Source organism: Nocardia sp. bgisy134, assembly GCF_965341865.1.
In the GTDB taxonomy this organism is placed as follows: domain Bacteria; phylum Actinomycetota; class Actinomycetes; order Mycobacteriales; family Mycobacteriaceae; genus Nocardia.
In genome coordinates this window covers 300,839-323,395 of record NZ_CBDQZP010000007.1, presented here as the reverse complement: position 1 = coordinate 323,395, position 22,557 = coordinate 300,839, and the positions used below count along the sequence as shown (strand labels likewise).

General features: G+C 70.6%; 15 protein-coding genes. 6 read left to right on the top strand and 9 right to left on the bottom strand.

What is annotated here, in order from left to right:
* Nucleotides 1–35: 35 nt before the first annotated feature.
* Nucleotides 36–3,017 carry a UPF0182 family protein gene (locus tag ACRWNM_RS15610; RefSeq protein ID WP_431967961.1) on the bottom strand — a complete coding sequence of 994 codons (2,982 nt, stop codon included), beginning with the start codon at nt 3,015–3,017 and terminating at the stop codon, nt 36–38.
* 199 nt (nt 3,018–3,216) lie between these two features.
* On the opposite strand from ACRWNM_RS15610, the gene ACRWNM_RS15605 reads away from it, so the two are divergent.
* Nucleotides 3,217–3,807 (top strand): PPA1309 family protein, encoded by a 591-nt coding sequence (locus tag ACRWNM_RS15605; protein WP_431967959.1) that lies wholly within the window; start codon nt 3,217–3,219, stop codon nt 3,805–3,807.
* Here the strand turns inward: ACRWNM_RS15605 and ACRWNM_RS15600 are convergent, their stop codons facing one another.
* Nucleotides 3,808–4,833, bottom strand: coding sequence for a YlbL family protein (locus tag ACRWNM_RS15600; protein WP_431967957.1), 1,026 nt, complete (start codon nt 4,831–4,833; stop codon nt 3,808–3,810).
* 162 nt (nt 4,834–4,995) lie between these two features.
* Between ACRWNM_RS15600 and ACRWNM_RS15595 the strand changes: the two genes are divergently transcribed.
* The 3 genes from ACRWNM_RS15595 (at nt 4,996) to ACRWNM_RS15585 (ending at nt 8,766) form a co-directional block, all read left to right on the top strand.
* On the top strand, nt 4,996–6,411 hold the full coding sequence (locus tag ACRWNM_RS15595) for a zinc-dependent metalloprotease (protein WP_431967955.1): 1,416 nt from the start codon (nt 4,996–4,998) through the stop codon (nt 6,409–6,411).
* Nucleotides 6,412–6,500: 89 nt separating this feature from the next.
* Nucleotides 6,501–7,364 (top strand): hypothetical protein, encoded by an 864-nt coding sequence (locus tag ACRWNM_RS15590; protein ID WP_431967953.1) that lies wholly within the window; start codon nt 6,501–6,503, stop codon nt 7,362–7,364.
* A 58-nt stretch (nt 7,365–7,422) separates the two neighbouring features.
* Nucleotides 7,423–8,766, top strand: coding sequence for an ABC1 kinase family protein (locus ACRWNM_RS15585; protein ID WP_431967951.1), 1,344 nt, complete (start codon nt 7,423–7,425; stop codon nt 8,764–8,766).
* Nucleotides 8,767–8,913: 147 nt separating this feature from the next.
* Here the strand turns inward: ACRWNM_RS15585 and ACRWNM_RS15580 are convergent, their stop codons facing one another.
* The 3 genes from ACRWNM_RS15580 to ACRWNM_RS15570 all read right to left on the bottom strand — a co-directional run bounded on the left by ACRWNM_RS15580 (nt 8,914) and on the right by ACRWNM_RS15570 (nt 11,992).
* Complete coding sequence (locus ACRWNM_RS15580; RefSeq protein WP_431967949.1) at nt 8,914–9,204, bottom strand: WhiB family transcriptional regulator; 291 nt, start codon at nt 9,202–9,204, stop codon at nt 8,914–8,916.
* 140 nt (nt 9,205–9,344) lie between these two features.
* Nucleotides 9,345–9,698, bottom strand: coding sequence for a hypothetical protein (locus ACRWNM_RS15575; RefSeq protein ID WP_157120265.1), 354 nt, complete (start codon nt 9,696–9,698; stop codon nt 9,345–9,347).
* A gap of 140 nt (nt 9,699–9,838) precedes the next feature.
* Nucleotides 9,839–11,992: an ATP-dependent DNA helicase UvrD2 gene (locus tag ACRWNM_RS15570; RefSeq protein ID WP_431968011.1), complete on the bottom strand. Its 2,154-nt coding sequence runs from the start codon at nt 11,990–11,992 to the stop codon at nt 9,839–9,841.
* A 143-nt stretch (nt 11,993–12,135) separates the two neighbouring features.
* Between ACRWNM_RS15570 and ACRWNM_RS15565 the strand changes: the two genes are divergently transcribed.
* Nucleotides 12,136–12,366: a mycoredoxin gene (locus ACRWNM_RS15565; protein ID WP_431968009.1), complete on the top strand. Its 231-nt coding sequence runs from the start codon at nt 12,136–12,138 to the stop codon at nt 12,364–12,366.
* Between the two features lie 3 nt (nt 12,367–12,369).
* Here ACRWNM_RS15565 and nudC read toward each other — a convergent pair whose 3' ends face one another.
* Together nudC and ACRWNM_RS15555 are read right to left on the bottom strand one after the other, a co-directional pair.
* The gene (gene nudC, locus ACRWNM_RS15560) at nt 12,370–13,269 is read right to left on the bottom strand and encodes an NAD(+) diphosphatase (RefSeq protein WP_431967947.1); all 900 of its coding nucleotides are present in this window, start codon (nt 13,267–13,269) and stop codon (nt 12,370–12,372) included.
* Nucleotides 13,270–13,294: 25 nt separating this feature from the next.
* Nucleotides 13,295–14,359 carry a potassium channel family protein gene (locus ACRWNM_RS15555; protein ID WP_431967945.1) on the bottom strand — a complete coding sequence of 355 codons (1,065 nt, stop codon included), beginning with the start codon at nt 14,357–14,359 and terminating at the stop codon, nt 13,295–13,297.
* Between the two features lie 142 nt (nt 14,360–14,501).
* Between ACRWNM_RS15555 and ACRWNM_RS15550 the strand changes: the two genes are divergently transcribed.
* Nucleotides 14,502–14,894, top strand: coding sequence for a DoxX family protein (locus tag ACRWNM_RS15550; RefSeq protein ID WP_431967943.1), 393 nt, complete (start codon nt 14,502–14,504; stop codon nt 14,892–14,894).
* 13 nt (nt 14,895–14,907) lie between these two features.
* Here the strand turns inward: ACRWNM_RS15550 and ACRWNM_RS15545 are convergent, their stop codons facing one another.
* Entirely contained in the window at nt 14,908–18,495 is a 3,588-nt protein-coding gene (locus ACRWNM_RS15545; RefSeq protein ID WP_431967941.1) for an ATP-dependent helicase, read from the bottom strand.
* Nucleotides 18,492–22,403, bottom strand: coding sequence for a PD-(D/E)XK nuclease family protein (locus ACRWNM_RS15540; protein WP_431967939.1), 3,912 nt, complete (start codon nt 22,401–22,403; stop codon nt 18,492–18,494). Before ACRWNM_RS15540 ends, ACRWNM_RS15545 begins: the two co-directional genes overlap by 4 nt.
* Between the last annotated feature and the right edge of the window lie 154 nt (nt 22,404–22,557).

Below are 22,557 nucleotides of genomic sequence, written 5' to 3'. Positions count from 1 at the left end.
CCCACCCCCCCCCCCCCCGCTTCTGTTTTTCCAACTCAGCGACCGGTGGCTTCGTACGCCTTGATCGCCTGCTCGAGCCTGGTGAACGCCGCGCCGAGGCTGGCGAGATCACCGCTGCGCTGGGCGTCACGCACGTTGCGCAGGGCCGCGTCCAGTTCCAGGACCGCCGCGTCCTTCGCGTTGGGCGACGGCGGTGCGACCCCCTGGGCGGGCGGCGGCGCGGTGACGCCCTGGTTCGGCGGCGGCGTCGTCCCCTGCTGGTTCGGCGTCTCGGCGCCCGGCGCCGTCGCGGCGCTGCCGCTGCCGGGGAAGATCTTGTCGAGGGCCGCCGCGAGCGTCGGCTCGTAGCCGACCAGCACCGATCCCGTCGCCGGATCGCGATAGCTCACGAGCACGCGAGCCAGCTGCGGGAAGGTCGAGGTGTTCGGTCCGCTGTTGCGTTCGGTGTACAGCGGCTCGACATAGAGAATGCCGCCGTCGGCGATCGGCAAGGTCAGCAGATTGCCGTATTTGATCTTGTTCGACCCTTGCAACAAAGTCTTGTCACGCGAGACCTCGTCGTTGATGGTCATCGTGTTCTGTGTTTGTTGCGGACCCTGGGTCTGCGAATCCGTCGGCAATTGCAAGATCGTGAACTTGCCGTAGTTCTCCGGATCCGAGCGCACCGAGATGTAGGCCGACAGATACTGCCGGTTGAAGCCGACCATGGCGCTGGTCAAATTGAACTCCGGTCGTCCGGTCTTCGGATCGCCGACCAGCACGTAGTACGGCGGCTGCTTGAAGGTGCCGCCCTCGATCGTCGGATCGCTCGGCACCGACCAGAACGCGTTGTTGGTGAAGAACTCTCGCGGATCGTTCACGTGGTACTTGCTGAGCATCTCGCGCTGCACCTTGAACAGATCCTCCGGGTAACGGAAGTGCGAGCGCAGCTCCGGCGAGATGTCGCTCTGCGACTTCACCGCGTTCGGGAACACTCCGCGCCACGCCTTCAGCACCGGATCGGTGGTGTCCACCTCGTACAGGGTGACGCTGCCGTCGTAGGCATCGACGACGGCCTTCACCGAGTTGCGGATGTAGCTGACCTCCTTGCGGGGCAGCAACCGTCCGGTCTTCTTGTCGACGCTGTCCTCGACCGCACCCTCGAGCGAGGTGCTCTGGGCGTAGGGGTAGCTGTCGAGCGTGGTGTAGGCGTCCACGATCCAGACGATGCGCTTGTCCACCACCGCGGGGTAGGCGTTGCCGTCGGCGGTCAGCCAGGGCGCGACCTTCTCGACCCGCTCCTTCGGATCGCGGTTGAAGATGATCTTCGAATCCTCACCGATCGCTCCGGAGAACAGGATGTTGCGCTCGGCGTACTTGGCCGCGAACGCCAGCCGGTTGAACCAGGAGCCGATCGGCACGCCGCCGGAACCGGTGTAGGTGTACTGCACATTGTCCAGGTCGTATTCGCGCGCGGGCTGCCCGGCCGCGCCGACGATGGCGTAGTCGGCGTCGGACTGGGAGATCAGCTCGCCATAGTAGATCCGCGGCTGGTCGACCTTGATGGCCTGGCGGTCCTGCGGCGTGGAGATGTCGCTGACGAAGCTCGACGGGCCGTCGTCGAAGACCGGAGACCCGCTGTCACTGCTGCCCGCGACGGTCGCGTCCTTGGCCGCGGCCTTGTTGATGCGATTGGCCGGGGCGGCGACGAAGCCGTTGCCGTGGGTGTAGACGGTGTGCCGGTTGATCCAGTCGGTCTGATTGTCCTTGAGGCTCTGCGGTTCCAGCTCGCGCGCCGCGACGATGTAGTCCTGGACCTCGCCCTCGATGGTGTAGCGGTCGATGTCGAGCGGGTTGGGGAAGCCGTAGAAGTTCTTCAGCTGGCGCAGCTGAGTGAAGGTCGGCGACAAGATATTCGGGTCGAGCAGCCGGATGTTGGAGATGGTGGTGCGGTCGGCGGGAACGTCACGCGGGTTCTTGGTACCGTCGCCCTTGTAGTTCTGGTATTCGACCTTGTCGTCGGTGATACCGAACGCCTGCCTGGTCGCGGCGATGTTGCGCTCGATGTACTCCGACTCCTTGTCGGCGGCGTTCGGGCGCACCGAGAACTGCTCGACCACCAGCGGCCACACCGCGCCGACCAGGATCGAGGAGAGCACGAGCAGCGCGGCGGCCATGGCGGGCACGCGCAGATCGCGCAGCACGATGCCGGCGAAGAAGGCCAGCGCGCAGATCACCGCGATGGACATCAGGATCAGCTTGGCGGGCAGCACCGCGTTGATGTCGGTGAAGGAACCGCCGGTGAAGGTGGGCTCCTTGCGCGCGCTGGAGAGCAGCTCGTAGCGGTCGAACCAGTACGCGATCGCCTTGAGCAGCACGAAGATTCCGGCGAGCACGGCGAGCTGGACGCGCGCAGGCCTGGTGAGCGTGCCCTCGCGGCCGCTCAGCCGCAGACCGCCGAAGACGTAGTGCGTCACCAGATTCGCGAAGAACGCGATCACCACGGCGACGAACAGCCAGTTCAGCACCATCCGGTAGAACGGCAGATCGAAGGCGTAGAAGCCGACGTCGAGGCCGAACTGCGGATCGGTCTCACCGAACGAACCGCCGTTCAAGAACAGCTGCACCGTCACCCAATTCGACTGCGCCACCAGGCCCGAGAGCAGGCCGAGCAGCACCGGGATGCCGATGCCGAAGAGCTTGAGCCTGCTCATCACGGTGGTGCGGTACCGGGCGATCGGATCGTTCGGCCCGGCGACCGGCACGAACACCGGCCTGGTCCGGTAGGCGAGCAGCAGCGCGAGCCACACCACCAGACCGACGAACACTGCCACCGCGGCGAACAGCAGGACGCGGGTCCGCAGCACCGTGAGATACACGTTGCGGAAACCGACTTCGCCGAACCAAAGCCAGTTGGTATAGGTGTCGGTCAGTCTCGGGCCCAACAGCAGCAACGCCGCCACGACGATGGCCGCCACCAGCAGCACGCGGCTGCGTCGAGACAACGAAGGTAAGCCGGTTGGGGGCCGCATGCCCACGGTGCCACTCTCCAGGGTCCGGCGGCGCCCACGCCCAATCGGTCGATGCGCCGCATTCCGACGTTGCGGTTCGGTCCTCGCGGACCGTCTGGCGCCCACTCTACGGAAACGGACATCGGGCCGTCGTGTGTGGCCTCGGTGAGCTCGGCGGAAGCGATTTCGGCGGCTTCGCTGAGACACCGGTGGCGGTGATGCGAGGATGTCCACCGTGAACGCCGATCTGCACGCCGAACTTGTCCTGTCCCGCGCCGTCCGGGAGGTCGCGGAGTTCGCCGACGCCGAAGGCTGGGGGCGGCCGCCGCAGATGTTCGCGCTGGTGCCGACCGCCGATCTGGTCGCGGCCGAACCCGGGCTGCTCGATGAGATCGATCAGGGCGACGAGCTCACCCCGATCGCGCAGGAGCCGCTGCCCGACGACATCACCGGCGGTTCGATCGCGCTCGACGAATTCCTCGCCACCACGAGCTGGCCGCCCGCCGTCCAGGGTTGTGTGCTGGTCCAGGAGATCGTGGTGCTGCCGCCGGATGCCGAGAGCACCCTCGACGACGCGCTCGCCCCGCTGCTCGCCGACCACGAGGCCGCCGACGCCGCGGCCCGCGCCGCCGCGGCCGCGCATCCGGAGCGCCGGGAGGCGCGGCTGTTCGCCGCTGTGCTGCGCGAGGGCGCGTCGCTGTCGCTGCTGCAGATCCGCCCGCAGGACGACGAGGACGATTTCGGCGACCTCGACCTGCGGACCTACCCGAACCTGGCGCCGAACCTCATCGAGGCGCTGCACCACACCCTGGAGTGATCAGCCGCAGCTCGGCGCCTCGGCGCCGACGTTGAGCGCGTTGAGCGACTGCACCGCGCTGTCCAATGTCTCCACCTTGACCAGGCGCAGGCCCTCGGGTGTGCGCTGCCTCGCCTCGTTGCAGTTGGCCGCGGGGACCAGGAACGTCTCGGCGCCCGCCTCACGCGCGGCCATCATCTTGTATTGGATGCCGCCGATCGGGCCGACCGCGCCGTCCTGATCGATGGTGCCGGTGCCCGCCACGAACTTGCCGCCGTCCAGGGGACCGGGGCTGAGCTTGTCGATCAGGGCGAGGCTGAACATCAGCCCCGCCGACGGGCCGCCGATATCGGCCAGATTGAAGGTGACCTGCATGGGCGGGAGCGCGCCCTCGCCCGGAGTGACGCCGAGGTAGCCCTTGGCCGGATCGTCCGGGCGCGCGCCGAGCGTGATCGTTGCGGTCTGTTCGGCGTTGTCGCGGCGGAAGACCACCGCCAGCTGGCTGCCCGGCGGCTGCGAGGACACCGCGGACACCAGGTCTTTGGGAGTCGCGATCGGCGCACCGTTGACGCTGACGAGCTGGTCTCCCGGCCGCAGCAGGTCCTTGGCGGGGGCGTCGTCGCCGACCTTGCGGATCAGCACCACGGTCGGCAGATTCAGGTAGTGCAGCGCCGCGACCTCGGCATTGCCCTCCGAATCCTTGAACTCCTGCTGATTGGACTTGTCGATCTCCTCGCGCGGCACCCCGGGCGGGTACACCTCGGCGCGCGGGACGAGACCGTGCTGGCCGCTCACCCAGAAGCCGAACGCCTCGAACAGGTTCAGCCCGTCGCGCACCGCCACCGTCGTCATGTTCAGGTGCCCCGAGGTGGGGTCGAGCTCGGTGCCGACGACGTCGACGACCTGCTTGCCCTCGACCTCGCCGAGCGTGTTGAAGGTTGGCCCGGGTCCGAGCGCGACGAACGGCACCTTGACCACGGTGCCGATGACACCGAGCACGAGCACCGGAACGAGCGCGGCAAGGAGGGTGAGGATCCGACGATTCACCCCGCCCACCATAGTGATCTCTCCTGGCGCCGGACGGCGCAGGCGCGGAATCCGCCGCCGCGCGCCGCCCGGTCGTTCGCTGTGCGCGTAATGCGAGCTCCGCGGGCCGGGGGCGGGCCGCCCAGGGTCACGAGCCGATTGTCCGCGCGTAACGTAAGAGGCATGACTGACTTCCCGTTCGGATTCTCGAACCGTGACGACGATGACGCGCGCAAGCGCGGCGAAGAGCCGAACGGTCCCGGGGCGAACAATCCGTTCGGGTTCCCGATCGGCGGCGGCGGGGCCGGGTTCGATCCCGCGCAGCTCGGCCAGATGCTGACCTCGCTGGGTCAAATGCTCAGCGGCATGGGGCAACCCGGCGGCGCGTCCTCGGGTCCGGTCAACTACGACGTCGCCAAGCGCCTGGCCCGCCAGCAACTCGGCGCCGATCTGACGCCCGTCTCGGCGGGCGCGAGGAAGGCGGTGACCGACGCGGCGCACCTGGCCGAACTCTGGCTGGACGGCGCGACGACGCTGCCCGCGGGCGCGACCAAGACGGTGGCGTGGACGGCCAACGATTGGATCGAGGAGACGCTGTCCACCTGGAAGCGGTTGTGCGACCCGGTCGCCGAGCAGATCTCGGGCATGTGGACCGCGCAGCTGCCCGAGGAGGCCAAGGAGTTCGCCGCGCCGATGGTCGGCATGCTCGGCCAGATGGGCGGCCTCGCGTTCGGCTCGCAGCTCGGCCAGGCGCTCGGCCAGCTGGCCAAGGAGGTGCTGACATCCACCGATATCGGTCTGCCGCTCGGCCCGAGCGGCACCGGCGCCCTGCTGCCCGCCGCGATCTCCGAGTTCAGCGCGGGCTTGGAGCAGCCGGAGAGCGAGATCCTGGTCTTCCTCGCGGCGCGCGAGGCGGCCCACCAGCGGCTGTTCGCGCATGTGCCGTGGCTGCGTCAGCAGGTGCTCGGCGCGGTGGAGGACTACGCGCGCGGCATCAAGATGGACTTCTCCGCGCTGGAGCAGGCGGCCCAGGGCATCGACCCGATGTCGCTGGCCGACCCGTCGAAGCTCGAGGAGATCCTGGCGCAGGGCGCGTTCGAACCGCAGACCACGCCCGAACAGAAGCAGGCGCTGGAACGCCTGGAGACGCTGCTCGCCCTGATCGAGGGCTGGGTGCAGGTCGTGGTGGCCGACGCCGTCGGCGACCGGCTGCCCGGCGCGGGCGCGCTGGCCGAGACGCTGCGCCGACGCCGCGCCACCGGCGGACCCGCCGAGCAGACCTTCGCCACCCTGGTCGGTCTGGAGCTGCGGCCGCGCAAGCTGCGCGAGGCCGCGGAGCTGTGGCGGCGGCTGACCGCCGACGCGGGCGTGGACGCCCGCGACGGCGTGTGGGCGCACCCGGACCTGCTGCCCGACTCCGAGGACCTGGACACCCCCGCGGGCTTCATCGACTCGGTCATCGGCGGCGGCGCGACCGCGTTCGACGATCCGCTGGCGCAGCTGGCCGAGACCGAGGCACGCGAGCGCGCCGAGGCCGATCGCGAGGGCGGCGACGGACCGGACACGCCCGACCTGGGCAAGGACAACGGCAAGTCCTGAGAGTTCGCCTTGTGAACAGCGCGAATTCCTGTGGATAACGACAGGATTCGCGGCCGTTCGCGGCGCGGGCGGTGCGCATACTGCTGGCCATGACCACATTGCGCCCACACGGCCCGATGCTGCATCCCCGGGTGACGATCCTGGTTCGCCCCTCGGGGGTGGTCCAACTCGGCTGGGATCCGGAACGCGCCCTGCTCCTCGAGCCGCCGGACCTGGACACCCAGACCGTCCTCGGCTTCCTGCGCCTGCTCGACGGGTTGCGGACCCGGCCGCAGATCCTGTGGCACGCGGGCCGCAGCGGCATCGCCGCCGAACGCGCCGGTGCGCTGCTGGACGAGATCGACGCCGCGGGTCTGCTGGTGCAGCCGCGGGAGCGGCCCGGCCCGATCCGCGCGGTGCGCGTGCACGGCCTCGGACCGCTCTCGGACGCGATCTCGGCGGGGCTGCGCCGGGTCGGCATCCGTCCTGAGCGATCGCGCGGGAACGCACCCGAGGTCCGGCCCGCGGGCAAGTGCGCCGACCTCGTGGTGCTCGCCGACACCGTGGTCACCGATCCACGGTTGGCGAGCGAGCTTGTGCTGCACCGCATCCCGCATCTCTCGGCGCGGATTCGCGACGGCCGCGGCATCGTCGGCCCGCTGGTGCTGCCCGGCGAGACCAGCTGCCTGCGCTGCGCCGACCTGACGCGGGTCGACTACGACGCCGACTGGCCCCATCTCGCCGCCCAGCTGCTCGGCCGGGTCGGTCACGCCTCCCCCGCCGCCATCGCCGCGACCGCGGCGCTCGCCCTCGGCGAACTCGAGGCGATCCTGGACTGCTCGCCGCGCAGGCCGCCCGCCACCCTGGACGCCACGCTCGAGTTGGACCTCGATTCGCACTTGCTGCAGCGAAGGTACTGGGCGCCACACGCCGCGTGTGGTTGTCGCACGATCGGCGTGGCGAGCGCAACGTGAGATCGAAAACTTCGAATTGCCATGGCAAAGCTACGGGTGTGTCCGCCATGATGGGGTGGTGTCTGAGATCGTGCGCCGTAGCTCGTCCCGCAACGCCAAGTTAGCCAAGATTCCGCTGGGCATCGCCGGACGAGCCGCCATGGGCTTCGGAAAGCGGCTCGCGGGTGGTGACAAAGGGGAGATCAACGCTCAGCTGAACCAGAAGGCCGCCGAACAGCTGTTCACCGTGCTCGGCGAGCTCAAGGGCGGCGCCATGAAGTTCGGGCAGGCGCTGAGTGTGATGGAGGCCGCTGTTCCCGAGGAGTTCGGCGAGCACTACCGCGATGCGCTGACGAAATTGCAGGCCGCCGCTCCGCCGATGCCCGCCGGGACGGTGCACCGGGTGCTCGATCAACAGCTGGGCACCCAGTGGCGGGAGCGCTTCCATTCCTTCGAGGACGCACCGTCGGCCTCCGCCAGCATCGGACAGGTGCACAAGGCGGTGTGGTCGGACGGTCGCACCGTGGCGGTGAAGGTGCAGTACCCCGGCGCCGACGAGGCGCTGCGGGCCGATCTCAAGACGCTGTCGCGGATGACCGGCCTGATCTCCTCGGTGATCCCCGGCGCGGACGTCAAGCCGATCCTGGCCGAGATCACCGAGCGGACCGAGGAGGAACTCGACTACCGCAACGAGGCCGCGAACCAGCGCGCCTTCGCCAAAGCCTTCGACGGCCACCCCGAACTGGTGGTGCCCAAGGTGGTGGCCTCCGCGCCGAAGGTGATCGTCACCGAATGGCTCGAGGGGACCCCGGTCTCGCAGATCATCAAGTCGGGCGCCGCCGACCCGGAAGGCAGCCTGACCCTGCGCAACCGGGTCGCGCTGCTGATGGGCCGCTTCCACTTCTCCTCGCCCGAGACCGTCGGCCTGCTGCACGCCGATCCGCATCCGGGCAACTTCATGATGCTTGCCGACGGCAGGCTTGCGGTGATCGATTTCGGCGCGTGCGCGCCGCTGCCCAACGGTTTTCCGGAGATTCTCGGGCGGATGTTGTCGCTGGCCGTCGAGGAGGACTACGACGCGCTCACCCAGTTGATGTACGACAACGGCTGGGTGATCCCCGGTCGCACGATCACCCATCGGGAGATCGCCGACTACCTGCGCCCGTTCGCCGATCCGATCAAGACCGATTCGTTCCACTTCACCCGCCGATGGATGCAGCGTGTCGCGGGCAAGGCGACCGACTTCACCAGCTCGGAGATGAAAACCGCACGGGCGCTGCAACTCCCGGCCGAGCACGTGATGATCTTCCGGGTGCTGGGCGGTTCGGTGGGCATCCTCGCCCAGCTGGACGCCGAGATACCGTTCATGCAGCTGGCTGCCACCTGGTTGCCCGGCCTGCGCGACGAACGCTCCGCAAGCTGAAAGAACCTCCCCCACAACGCAAACGAGCCGCCCACCTGATCTCGAGGTGAGCGGCTTGTTTGCTTTCTCGTTCCTGGGCCCTGCCGGGGTCCGGGTCGGACGGTGGGGCCTCAGCGACCGGAGGGAGGTGGGGCCGCGGCCCGGCACTCATGCCGGGACCGCGACCTTGCGCGGACGACCACGCGGACGCTTGCGGGCGATCACGACACCCTGGTCGAAGATCTCACCGCCCCATACGCCCCAAGGCTCGCGCCGATCGATGGCCGCGTTCAGGCAGCCCTTGCGGATCGGGCAGGACGCGCACAGCGCCTTCGCCTGCTCCAGCTGGACCGGGCTCTCCGCGAACCAGAGATCGGGATCTCCAGCTCGACAGGGCAGGACCCTGGTGACCTCCCGGGTGACAGCGACGGCCTGCGGCCAGCTCTCTGCGGGGAACACGTCGTTCTCCTTCAGTTCGTTCTGCAGCGGTTCGTTAGTTGTCCACGAAACCGGTGGCAAACGGCTGAAGGGCCGCTTAAAAGTACTGGCCACGGTTTCGCTTCTTGCGATCCGTGGCCAGGAGGCGTGGGGTGAGTCCCCTACCTAGGTCGACACCTGTGTCGATTCCTGATCACGGTCGCTGGGTGTGCGGTGCGGAGGCGTGCTGCCCGCAGATCGATGTCTGCCATGGGCTCTGCCGCCGGCTCATAGCCGGCTTCACGCGCAATGACGCCGACTGCCGCGTTGGCGGTCGGGTGCCAGCCCCCGCTGGGCTTGCCCTGGAGAAGGGTGTGAACTTGGCGAAGCGCCGGCGAAATCTTCACCGGCGTACCAAATCCGCACACTCCTGCCGAGGACAGACCGATCCCCTGCAAGGCGAGGATCCCCCGGGAAGCCGACATGGACGTATTGCCCGCAACGCCGATGGCGTCGAAGTTGTTGATGCCGTTCATTGGTCTGCCTCCCTCCTGTTCTCGTTGTGCCGAAACTGTCTGGTATCGAACCGAGTTGTCCGAAACTCTCCGCGCCGGAATGCCCTCCCGGTGCGTGATTCCCACCATAAGCAATGTCGGCGAAACCGACAACCTATTTTCTACCTGCGGTTTTGTGATGTCGAGCGGACACGCGACGCGACGATGGCGAGCACGTCGGCTCCGTAGTCGACGATCTTCTTCGCGCCGATGCCCGGGATCGCCTCCAGCGCACGGTCGTCTGCGGGCAGTTGCTCCGCGATAGCGGTGAGCGTGGTGTCGGTGAACACCACGAACTCCCGGACCCGCAGTGCCTCGGCCTTTTCGGCGCGCCACTCCTTCAGCGCCTCCAGCAGCGCCGAGTCCAGTTCCGCGGGGCAGCGACGGCAGCGGCCGAGCATGGTGGCGTAGGTGCCGATCAACGGCTTGGCGCAGACCCGGCAGGACGGGCGTACCCCATTGTTCTCGGGTCGGCCGGTCGACGCCGCGATCCGCGACGCGGGCGAATCGTCGGGCACCAAGCCGTTGAGGAAACGGGAACGGCGGCGGGTACGCCTGCTGCCCTCGCCCCGCGACAGCGCCCAGGACAGCCGCAGATGCTCGCGCGCCCTGGTCACGCCCACGTAGAGCAGCCTGCGTTCCTCTTCGAGCGCGGCCTGATCGCCGACCGAGCCGTCGTCGGCCAGCGCGTGGGCGATCGGCAGCGTGCCGTCGGCCAGCCCGACCAGGAAGACCGCGTCCCACTCCAACCCCTTGGCCGCGTGCAGCGAGGCCAGGGTGACGCCCTGCACGGTCGGTGGATGCCTGGCCTCGGCGCGCGCGGCCAGCTCGCGCAGCAGGCCGGGCAACTCGAGCTGCGCGTCGTGCTCGACCAATTCCTCGGTGAGCCGGACCAGCGCGACCAGCGACGACCACCGTTCCTTCGCCTGCGCGCCCGCGGGCTCGGTCGCCGTCAGCCCGACCGGCGCGAGCACGGCCTTGACCAGGGTGACCAGCGCCGCGCCGCGCCGCGACTGATCGGGCAGGTCGTCGCGGGCCGCGGCCTGGCGCAACGCCTGCACGGCCTGCCTGACCTCGGCGCGCTGGAAGAAGCCCTCGCCGCCGCGCACCTGGTATGGGATGCCGCGCTCGGTGAGCGCCTGCTCATAAGCCTCGGACTGGGCGTTGACGCGATAGAGCACCGCGATCTCCGCCGCCGGGGTGCCCGCCGCGATCAACCCCTTGATCGCGCCCGCCACCCCGACGGCCTCGGCCGGGGCGTCGTCGTATTCGGTGAACTCGGGCTCCGGCCCGTCCGCGCGCTGGCCGAGCAGCTGGAGCCTGGTGCCCGCGATGCGTCCGCGGGCGGCGCCGATCACCCGGTTGGCCAGCGACACCACCTGCGGCGTCGACCGGTAGTCGCGCTCCAGCCGCACCACCGTCGCGTCCGGGAAACGCCGCGAGAAGTCGAGCAGATAGCTCGGGGTGGCGCCGGTGAACGAGTAGATCGTCTGGTTCGCGTCGCCGACGACGGTCAGGTCGTCGCGCTCGCCGAGCCAGGCGTCGAGCACGCGCTGCTGCAACGGCGTCACGTCCTGGTACTCGTCGACCACGAAACTCCGGTAGCGACCGCGGAATTCGTCGGCGACGGCCGGATAGTCCTCCAGCGCTGCCGCGGTGTGCAGGAGCAGATCGTCGAAATCGAGCAGCAGTCCCTCGGCGGAGGTCTTCAGCGACTCGTAGCCCGCGTAGACCTCGGCCACCCGCACCGCGTCGTACGGCGGCTCGCGGTGCCGCTTGGCCACCGCCGCCGGGTAATCCTCCGGCGCGAGCAGGGTGGACTTGGCCCATTCGATCTCGCCGAGCAGGTCGCGGACGCTGTCGGTCGCGGTGCTCAGCCCCGCACGGTGCGCCGCCTGCGCGACCACCGTGAACTTGTTCTCCAGCAATCGCCATGGCACGTCGCCGACGACCTGCGGCCAGAAGTACTTCAGCTGGCGCAGCGCCGCGGCGTGAAAAGTGCGGGCCTGCACCTGTTTCGCCTCACCGGCGAGGCCCAGTCCGCGCAGCCGGGCGCGCAATTCGCCCGCGGCGCGGGCGGTGAAGGTGACCGCGAGCACCTGGTCCGGCTTGACGTGCCCCGCCGACACCAGGTGCGCGATCCGGTGCGTGATGGTCCTGGTCTTTCCGGTGCCCGCCCCGGCGAGCACGCACACCGGCCCGCGCGGCGCCCGGACGGCGGCGACCTGTTCGGGATCCAGGGCGTCGAGGTCGAAGGCGGGCACGGCCACCATCATGACAGCCCGGTCCGACAACCGGCCGCCGCGCCTGTCGGCCCTCGACGGCGAAGCGCGGGCGGTGTGGCGCCGGGCACTGTGGAACACGACGAGGTCTTACCGCGTTGAATGGTTCCGTGACTGACGTGAACCCCGTTCTGACCATGTACTCGACCACCTGGTGCGGCTACTGCCGCAGGCTGAAGAAGCAGCTGGACGAGTCCGGTATCAGCTATGTAGAGATCGATATCGAGCAGGACCCGGCCTCGGCCGAGTTCGTCGGTAGCGTCAACAACGGCAACCACGTGGTGCCGACGGTGAAGTTCGCGGACGGTTCGACGGCGACCAACCCGTCGCTGGCCGCCGTCAAGCAGACCCTCGCCGCCCTGGCCTGACGCTCAGTCCAGCGCCGCCCACGATTCGACGATGGTGCGCGCGATCGAGATGGAACCGGGGAGCAGCAGCCGCACGCCTTCCCGCTGGCCCGACCAGTCTCCGGCCGCGAGAGCCGCGCGCACCTCGGCCCTGGTGAACCAGTGCGCCTCGGCGATCTCGCCGTCGGAGAAGGCCAGCGGCTGCTCCGGGTCGGCGACGGCGGCGAATCCGAGCATCAGCGACCTGGGGAACGGCCACGGCTGACTGCCCAGGTAATGGATGTCGCGGACGTCGAGACCGACCTCCTCGCGCATCTCGCGCGCCACGCAGCGCTCCAGCGACTCACCCGCCTCGACGAATCCGGCGAGCAGCGAGAACAGCGTCGTCGGCCAGGTGTGCTGACGCGCGAGCAGCACCCGGTCGCCGCCGTCGTGGATCAGGCAGATGACGGCCGGGTCGATGCGCGGGAATTCCTCGTGCCCGGCCGCGGTGACCCGCGACCAGCCGCCCTTGGTGGCGACGGTGGTGCTCCCGTCGTACGCGCTGAAGCCGGACTTGTCGTGCCAGTTCAGCAGGGCCATGGCGGTGGAGAGCAGGCCCGCGGTGAAATCGTCCAGCTCGCCCGCGACGACGCGCAGGTCGGTGAGCGCGCCGGTGAGTTCGTTGTCACGCACCGCCCACAGGTGCCTGCCCTCGCCGACGCCGAGGAAAACCGCCGCCGGGCTCGGCTCCGAGGACAGCTCGACGGCCGCGTCCAACACCAGCGCGCCGCCCTCGAAACGCACCTGACCGCGGCGGTTCACCCGGAGCAGCCCGGCCTTTGCCCACCCCTCCTTCAGCGCGTTCTCGTCCGCGCGGATCTCCTCGGCGCGGTCGACCGCGGTACGGGACAGCAGGGGGATGGCGTTCAGCTGAAATGACACGCTTCGAGATTACTTCCGAACGCGGTCACTTCGCCGCTCGCCGGATGTAGAGCAGTTTGTCGCCCGCCTCGATCGCGTCCACTTCCGGCTCGCCGACCCGGATCAGATCGCCGCCGCGCACCACGCCGAGCACGATGTCGCTGAGATGCCGTGGGGATCCGCCGATCTCGCTCGGCTCGACCTCGCGCTCGGCCACCGCGAAACCCTGTTCCGGGGTCAGCAGGTCTTCCATCATCTCCACCACGGTCGGGGTGGTGGTGGCGATGCCGAGCAGACGGCCAGCGGTCTCCGAGGACACCACCACCGAGTCGGCGCCGGACTGGCGCAGCAGGTGGGTGTTCTCGGCCTCGCGGATGGCGACCACGATCTTGGCCTTCTTGTTGAGCTCGCGGGCGGTCAGGGTGACCAGCACCGCGGTGTCGTCGCGATTGGCGGCGACGATGACCGACGCCGCGTTCTGCACGCTGGCCAGCCGCAGCACGTCGGACTGGGTGGCTGAACCGTGCACGGTCACCAGGCCCGCGTTCGCGGCCGCCTCCAACGCGATCGTGTCGGTGTCGACCACCACGATCTCGGCGGCCTGCACGCCGTCGCCGAGCATGGCGTCGATGGCGGTGCGTCCCTTCGTGCCGTATCCGACGACCACGGTGTGATTACGCACGCTGCGCCTCCAACGCTGAATCTTGAATGCCTGACGGGATCGTTCGGTCAGCACACTGATCGTGGTACCGACGAGCACGATGAGAAAGAGGATGCGCAGCGGGGTGACGATGACGATGTTCACCAGCCGCGCCTCGGGCGAGGCCGGGGTGATGTCGCCGTAGCCGGTGGTGGACAGCGACACCGTCGCGTAATAGAACGCGTCGAGGAAGGACAGTTCGTCGCCGGTGTTGTCGCGATAACCCGCCCGCCCGACGTACACCACCAGCGCCGCGGTGAACAGCAGTCCGATGGCGAACGCGATCCTGCGGCTCAGCGAGACCCACGGGCTGATCTGCGTCTCCGGGATTCGCAGCAGACCGACGAGTGCGAAGTCGGGACGGGTCGACAGACCTGCTCGTCCCGCGCGATCTCCGAAATCACCGAGCATCGTTCTCACCTGCCCGCCCGTTCGCCGCGCGGTCTATCTCCGGCACTGTCTCTCCCTCCGGCACAGCACGGGAGCCTACCGGGTCGCCGTCGCGCCACCCTGACTCGACGCGAACACTCGGTGAATGTCAGGGTGAGTACTCATGGCAGACATTCGACCGACCCCCGGCAGGCGGCCCGCGCTGTTTCTGGCGGCCCTGCTGTTCGGCAGCGGGGTCATGCATTTCGCGCGGCCCAAGTTCTTCGACTCCATCGTGCCCAGGCTGCTACCCGGCCGAGCGCGCGACTACACCTACGCGTCGGGCGTCGCCGAGCTCGGCGTGGCCGCCGCGCTCGCGGCGCCGCGCACCCGGCGTCTCGGCGGACGGCTGGCGGCGCTGCTGTTCGTCGCCGTGTTCCCGGCGAACGTGCAGATGGCCGTCGACGTGACGCGCAGCGAGAAGGCTTCGCGGGTGCTGAAGATCGGCAGCGTGCTCCGGCTGCCGTTGCAGATCCCGCTGGTCACCACGGCGCTGAAAGTTTCGCGCCAGAGCTGAAGACCCACACGGGTCACTCGTCCTGCCTGGTGGGCGCGGCCGATCGGATCAGCGCGGCCAGCTCCTCGGGTCCGGGCAGCTCGGCGGGCGCGATGGTGCGTCCCGAGCGCACGTAATGGAAAGCGGCGCCGATCATCTCGAGCATCTCGCGTTCGGTGCCGCCGTGCCTGGCGGCCATCAGGCGGGCCCAGGCCAGCCGGTAGATGGCCAGCTGCATGGCCACGGCCGGTTCGTCGGCGGGACCGGGTTCGGCGCCGGTCTTCCAGTCGACCACGGTCCAGCCGCCGCCCGCCTCGGCGAACACCGCGTCCATCCGGCCGCGGATCACGGTTCCCGCGATCGAGGTCTCGAAGGGCACCTCCACATCGAGCGGACTGCGGTGCGCCCACGGCGAATTCAGGAACGCGTCCTGCATCCTGGCGAGTTCGGCGTCGACGCTCGCGTCGTGCGGATCGGGCTCGCCCGCGCCGGGGAGTTCGTCGAGCCCGAGCAACCGGGTGCCCGCGAACCAGCGCTGCACCCAGGCGTGGAACGCGGTGCCGCGCCGGGCCAGCGGATTCGGCGGGTACGGCAGCGGACGGCGCAGGCGCCGAGCCAGTTTCGCCGGATCGGCGCGCATCTCCACCAGGGCGGTGGCCGGGATCTGGCCGGGCAGTTCCACCTCCTGGGCCGCGGCGAGGCCCGCCTCGTGCTCGGCGAGCAGGGCGTCCACGTCGGCGGCCCAGCCTTCCGGATCGTCCGGATCGGCGGCCTGATCCTCGGGGGCGAGCTCGTCCGGCGGCGGCTCGAAGTCGTCGGGGAACGGTGCGAAATCGTCAGTCGGCGCGAGGAGTTCGTCGACCGAGAACAGGGCGTCGGGTTCCGCCTGGGGTGCCACGCTCGGCGCGGGTCCGGCAGGCGGCGCACCCGTGGCGGACTTTCCGGCGGCAACTCGCGGGTCGGCGGGCTGGGCGCGCAGGTCCCTCAGCGCGGAGCGGACCAGGGCGGCGCCCTGCTCGATCGGATCGCGGCGGGGTCCGAGCGGGTCGCGGGGCCACTCGGCGCTCGCCGGATTGTCGGTGAACGGGTTGACCGCGTCGACCTCGGGCGGATCGTCCCATCTCGCGATGTCGAGCACGCCGAACGCCGGTCCGTCGGCCGACTCGCTCGCGTTCTTCAGTTCCAGCAGGAAGTCCGACGGCCCCTTCGGCGCGGAGCCGGTCTCGGCCCAGTGATGCGCCGAAACCAGCAGCACCCGTTCGGTTCTGGTGAGCGCGACGTAGAACAGCCGCCGCTCCTCGTCGAGGCGCCTGCGGTCCAGCGCCGACTTGTGCGCCTTGATGGCGGCCTCCAGGTCGGCCCGGTCGTACAGATCCGCGAGATCCAGGACCGGGACGCCCTCGGCGGCGTCGTCCTGGATGCGGTCGCCGCGCAGCGAGGTGGGCAGCTCGGCCAGCGCGCCGAGCCAGGTCGCCGAGGCAGCGCCCGAGGGAAACACCCCGCGCACCACGTGCGGCACCGCGACGATCTCCCATTCCAGCCCTTTTGCCGCGTGCACCGTCAGCACCTGCACGCGGTCTTTGGCCACCTCCACCTCGCCAGGCTCCAACCCGTTCTCGACCGACTCGGCGGCGGCGAGGAAGGCGAGCAGACCGGTCAGCGAGGCGCCGGTGTCGGCGGCGTAGCCTGCCACCACCTCGGCGAACGCGTCCAGGTGTTCGCGGCCCGCTCCGGTGCCGGCCATGGCACGGCGCGCCTGGGTCTCGACGCCGACGCCGATGGTGCGCTCCACATCGGCCACGAGCTCGACCAGTGGCTGGCCGCTGCGTTCCCGCAGGGCGGCGAGTTCCCGGCCGAGCGCCTCGATGCGGGTGTAGCCCGAGGCCGAATAGTTCTCCTGCGGACCGGGATCGGCGATCGCGTCGGCCAGCCCGGCCTGCTCGGCCGGTTCCGGGGCCACCTCGCGCAACGCGGCGGCCAGCGCGGCGCCGTCGGTGATCTCGTCGCTCTCGCCGCCGGACAGTCTGCTGATGGACAGCGCCCTGGCGCGCCGGGCCAGCGCGGCGAGGTCGGCGACACCGATGCGCCAGCGTGCTCCGGTGAGGACGCGCACGGCCGCGCTGCCTGCGGCGGGCTCGGCGACCAGGCGCAGGGTGGCGACGATATCGGCCACCTCGGGTGTGGCGAGCAGGCCGCCGAGGCCGACGATCTCCACCGGAAGCCCCCGAGCGCGCAGGGCTTCCGCGAGCGGGGCGGCATCGGCGTTGCGGCGCACCAGGATCGCCGACGTCGGCGGCGGCTCTCCCGCGCCGTGCCGCGCCGACCATTCGGCGGCGATCCGCTCGGCGACCCAATCCCGTTCGTCCGCGACGGTTTCGGTGAGCGCCACCGCGACCACACCGGGTTCCGCGCTCGGTTTGGCGCGCAGCGCGTCGACGGTGACACCGCCCGCGTCGAGCGCGGTGCGGCGCAACGGGTCGGCGACCAGGTTGGCGAGGGCGAGGGCCTCGGGCGGATTGCGCCAGCTGGTCAGCAGCGGCAGGATCGGCGCGGGCACGCCGGGCGCCAGCGGGAAGTCGGTGGCGAAGCGGGGCAGGTTGGCCGCGGACGCGCCGCGCCAGCCGTAGATGGACTGCATCGGGTCGCCGACCGCGGTCACCGCCAGACGCCGTGCGGCGCGGCCCGATTCGTCGCGCGGCGGGGGCGCTTCGCCCCCGAACAGCGCGGCCAGCAGAATGCGCTGAGCGTGGCCGGTGTCCTGGTACTCGTCGAGCAGCACCAACCGGAAGCGCCCTCGCTCGGCGGTGGCCACCTCCTGATGCTCGGCCGCGAGCCGCGCGGCCAGCGACATCTGGGCGCCGAAATCCAGTGCGCCCCTGCGGCGCAGCGCCGCGGCCAGCTGCTGGACCAGCGGCAACAGCGCAACACGTTCGCGCTGCACCTGCACGATGGACAGCAGCGCCTGGCTCGGCCCGCCGCGCTGCCGCGGACCGGCGGGCAGGGTGTGCACGAGCTTCTCCAGTTCGGTGTGGGCCTCGGCGAGCTGTTCGGCTTCCACCAGGTGTTCGGCGAGCTGACCGGAGAGCGCGAGCACCGCCTCGGTGACCGAGACCGGGGTACGGTCGGTGTCCAGGTCACCGTCCCACGCCCGCACCACCTGGTGCGCGAGCTGCCACAGCTGGGTCTGGGTGAGCAGGGTCGCCGACGGCTCCACCGGAAGCAGCAGGCCGTGCTCGGTGAGCAGCCGCCCCGCGTAGGAGTGGTAGGTGCTGATCTCGGGTTCGGCCCCGGACAGCTGCGCGCGCAACTCCCCGGACGGGTCCAGCTCGCGCAGCAGTGGCGAACCCGCCAGCCGCGCCAGCCTGGTCCGAATGCGAGCGGTCAACTGCTGGGCGGCTTTTCGCGTGAAGGTCAGGCCGAGCACCTGATCGGGCAGCACCAGCCGATTGGCCACCATCCACACCACGCGCGCGGCCATCGTCTCGGTTTTGCCCGCGCCCGCGCCCGCGACCACCAGCGTGGGTCCGGGCGGTGCGGCGATCACCGCGGCTTGTTCGTCGGTCGGGGGTGGCAGGCCGAGCGCCTCGGCGATCCGCTGAGGCGTCACGGCGGGGTGACTCACTCGTCGGTCACCTGCCTTCCGGTGTCCTGCACCGGACAACTGCCGGCCACCGCGCAGTGACGGCAGCCGTCGTTGCGCATGGCGAGGTAGCTCGGGCCGCGGGTGGACGCGGCGGCGTCGTGGATCGTCGTTCGCCACTTGTCGAGCGCCTCGGGGTCGAGCGGCTCCTGCATGCGCTGAGTGGCGCCCTCTTTGCTGCTCGGCTTGGCCACATACACCAGGCGGGCACCGCCCGGCTCGCCGACAGACTCGGATTCCGTTGGTGTCCGGTCGCTCTCGGCGGGGCCCGATCCGTCCAGCGCGCCCAGCGCGGCCGCCACCTGGTAGGTCGCCAGCTGCGCGTGGTCGGCGGCGGCCTGTTTGCTGATGGGAGTCTTGCCGGTCTTCACGTCGACGATCACGAAGCGGCCCATGGCATCTCGCTCCAGCCGGTCCACCCGGCCCTTGATGCGCACCGGCGGTTCGTCGTCGTCACGCGGCGGCAGCACGCAGTCGACGGGCACCTCGACACCGGCCTGGGTGAGCTCGCCGCGGGTATTGCGCACCCAGGCCATGAACGTCTCCAGCATCGCCTCGGTGCGCCGCAGCTCCTGGCGGGAATGCCAGCCGGTGCCGGGATCGATGGCCTGCCACGCCCGGTCGAGCGCCGCCCGCACCTGTGCCTCGGGCACCTTGCCCGCCAGCGCCTGCACCAGGGTGTGCACCAGATTGCCCTTGACGGCGTGCGGATTGTCGCCGTCGGTGCCGCCGTGCCGCTCCAACGCCCAGCGCAGCGGGCAGGTGCGTAGCAGTTCCACGGTGGACGGCGACAGCGCGACCGCGGTCTCCTCGTCGTCCCACAGCGGGCGCGCCGAACTGAGTTCGGCGGTGCCGTACCACTCCTCGGGGTGGGTGCCGCGCACCCCGGCGTGCGCCAACCTGGCCAGCTGGTGCGCGGCCCTGCGACGGCGCTCCGGGTCGGCCTCGGCGTCGCAGACCACGCCGCGCAACTCGGCCACCAGCGAATGCATGACGAGGGCGCGACCGGGGTCGGCGACCGGCAGCGCGCCCGGCTCGGTGTCGTCGTCGTGACCCAGCAGCTCGGACAGGAAGCGGGATGGCACCAGATCCCGTTCGCCCGAAACGGATTCGACCGCCGTCACCAGCAGCGAGCGCCTGGCCCTGCTGCACGCGACGAGCAACAGCCTGCGCTCCTCGGCCAGGATCGGCGCGGCGCGGCTGACCGATTCGCCTGACAAACCGATGCCCACGCTGAGGTCGACCAGATCCTCGGTGTGCAGCAGGGTGCCGCGCGGCCGCGGATTGGGCCAGATACCCTCCTGCACGCCCGCGACCGCGACCACGTCCCACTCCCGGCCCGCCGCGGCGTGCGCGCTGAGCAGAGCGACGGCCTCCCCCGGCGCGGTGAGCGGGGCGGTGTCCTGCGGAATCTCCTGCTGGAGAAGGTATTCCACGAAGCCCTCGATGCCGGCGCGGGGAATACGGTCGACGTAGGCCGCCGCGGCGTCGAACAGGCCGACGGCGGCGTCGAGGTCGCGGTCGGCCTGCATGCCGACCGCGCCGCCGCGTTCGGATTGGGCGACCCAGCGCCGTTCCAGGCGGGAAGCGGTCCACAGCGCCCAGAGCACGTCCTCCAGACCGGTGGCCCGTCTGCGCGCCTTGCGGCCGCGGTCTAGGGCGGCGAGCACGCGATGCAGCGGCGCGGCCTCGACGTCGGTGAGGCGATCGAGGATCGCCCGATCGCCGATGCCTACGAGAAGATCGCGCAGGACCTCGGCCGACGACTGCTCGAGCAGGGTGGGACTCACGGTGTCGCCGCGGGTTTCGTTGCCACCGGCATCGTCGGGCACGGCCCCGTTCCCGGCCGCCCCGCCGGGGGCCGGACGCTCGTCACCGGGACGGCTCGGCACATAGCTGTCGTCGGCGTGCTCGGCGACCTCCAACCCCCACTCGAGATCGGCTTCCCGCCACTCGGATTCGCTGACGATCGACTCCGGATCGGCGGCGGTCCACTCGGATTCGGTTGGGCTCCAGTCCGATTCGGCGTCATTCCAGGGCGGGTCGTGCGGCGCGAGGCTCTGCGAGGGGGCGAGGTCGGCATCGGGCCGCTCCTGAAGCGAGCCGTCCGGCTGGGGCACGTCGGCGGGTAGCGGCAAGCTCTCCGAAACGTCATCGGGCGGCAGGTCGTCATCGAGGGGAAAGGCATCCTCGGGCAGCGGCGCGACGTCCGGCGGCAGTGCACCGTCGGGTGGCAGAGCATCGTCCGGCGGCAGAGCATCGTCCAGTGGCGGAGCGTCATCCGGCGGCGGCACGTCGTCCGAGGCCAGCGCCTCGGCCCACGCTTGCCCCTCGGCCCTTTTCGCCGTTCCGCGCTCCACCTCCAGCACCGCACGCCGAACCCCGCGGCGCAAGCGCCGAAGGGTGATCTGGTCCGCGCCGCCGAGCGGCCCGGAGAGCAGATCGAGCGCGTCCTCGGCGGAGAACATCGCCTCCCCGGCTCGCCGCGACCGTTCACCAGCGAGGAGCGCGCGCAACGCGAGCAGCATCCAGGCCGCGCCGCGCCGCCTGGCCAGCGGCACGTCCAGCGCGGGCTGTCGCACCGGCACGCCCGCCGCGAGCAGCGCGCGCCGCAACGGGGCCAGAGAGAGCGGCACCGAACGGACGATCACCGCCATCTCGGACCAGGGCACCCCGCCGGTGAGATGCGCGCGCCGCAAATGATCGGCGATCAGCGCGGCCTCCTTGGCGGGCGTGGCGAGCACGCGGACGCGGACCGCGACGCCGTCGTCCTCCTGCGTCGCCTCGGGGTCCGGCACCGGAAACCGTTGCGGCGCACTGCCCGGCAACCTGGCCGCGACCCGCGCGACCGCCAGCCGCACCTGGGCGCCGGACCGATGATTGTGCCGCAACACGACGCGCCGCTCCTCCGGCGCGCCGGGATCGGCGGCGAACCGGGGGTCGGCGCCGCGGAAAGCGAACACGCCCTGGTCCGGATCGCCCGCGACGACCGCGCAGTGCGCCGCCGCGCCGATGACGCGGACCAGGGTCGCGGCCTGCGGATCGAGGTGCTGCGCGTCGTCGACCAGCAGATAGTCGATCCTGGACCGTTCGTCGGCGAGCAGATCCGGGTCGGCGGCCAGCGCGTCGAGCGCCGCGCCGATCAGTTCCGCGGCGTCCAGCGCGGGCGCGGTGGCCTCCGGCGCTTCGACGCCGACCGACCAGCGCAGCAGCATGGCCTGCTCGTAGCGTTCCGCGAAGCGGCCCGCCGCCACCCATTCCGGCTTGTCGTGTTCGCGGCCGAGCGCCACCAGATCCTCCGGGCCGATGCCGCGTTCGGTGGCCCGCAGCATAAGATTGCGCAACTGCTCGGCGAACCCGGCGAGGCCGAGCGCGGGCTGCAACCGCTCCGGCCAGAGACCTGTCGCGCCGTCGGCGATGTCGGTGAGGTCGCCGCGCAGCATCTCGCGCAGCACGGCATCCTGCTCGGCACCGGTCAGCAAACGCGGCGGCGGGTTGCCGTGCGCGGCTGCGTGCCTGCGCAGCACGGCGAAGGCGTAGGAGTGCAGGGTGCGCACCAGCGGCTCCCTGGTGGCGCCGGGCACGCCGCCTTCGTCGTCGGGTCCGGTCCCGCTCAGTCGCGCGGTGACGGCGTCGCGCACCGCGGCCGCCGCCTGCTTCGAATGGGTCAGGAGCAGCAGCGATTCCGGATCGGCCCCGGCCGCGATGCGGGTGGCCGCCAGATCGGTGAGCAGCGCGGTCTTGCCGGTCCCCGGACCGCCGAGCACCTGCCACGGTCGCCATCCCGGGCGCGCGGGCCCGACGACCGCCATGGCCTCGAGCAGCGGGCGCACCTCGGCGCCCCAGAGCCCTGCCCGGGGTGCCGTTGCGTTCCGGCGAACAAGTCGCACCGCGCTATCCGATCGCACCACGTCGGCTATTGCAACAGACAGGGCTGACACGCCATCGGCCCACTCCGGCCGGACGTTGTCCACGTCACGGCCACCTCCGCGACACCGGGACGCCGCCGCCCCGGCGGCCCTTCCGAGCGGCGAGCCGCCCGAC

What these genes read in the sequence shown, in the direction of transcription:
- ACRWNM_RS15605 (WP_431967959.1), top strand. Translation starts at nt 3,217, where the DNA reads ATGTCCACCGTGAACGCCGATCTGCACGCCGAACTTGTCCTGTCCCGC.
- ACRWNM_RS15590 (WP_431967953.1), top strand. Translation starts at nt 6,501, where the DNA reads ATGACCACATTGCGCCCACACGGCCCGATGCTGCATCCCCGGGTGACG.
- ACRWNM_RS15555 (WP_431967945.1), bottom strand. Translation starts at nt 14,359, where the DNA reads ATGCTCGGTGATTTCGGAGATCGCGCGGGACGAGCAGGTCTGTCGACC.
- ACRWNM_RS15575 (WP_157120265.1), bottom strand. Translation starts at nt 9,698, where the DNA reads ATGAACGGCATCAACAACTTCGACGCCATCGGCGTTGCGGGCAATACG.
- ACRWNM_RS15595 (WP_431967955.1), top strand. Translation starts at nt 4,996, where the DNA reads ATGACTGACTTCCCGTTCGGATTCTCGAACCGTGACGACGATGACGCG.
- ACRWNM_RS15550 (WP_431967943.1), top strand. Translation starts at nt 14,502, where the DNA reads ATGGCAGACATTCGACCGACCCCCGGCAGGCGGCCCGCGCTGTTTCTG.
- ACRWNM_RS15565 (WP_431968009.1), top strand. Translation starts at nt 12,136, where the DNA reads ATGTACTCGACCACCTGGTGCGGCTACTGCCGCAGGCTGAAGAAGCAG.
- ACRWNM_RS15570 (WP_431968011.1), bottom strand. Translation starts at nt 11,992, where the DNA reads ATGATGGTGGCCGTGCCCGCCTTCGACCTCGACGCCCTGGATCCCGAA.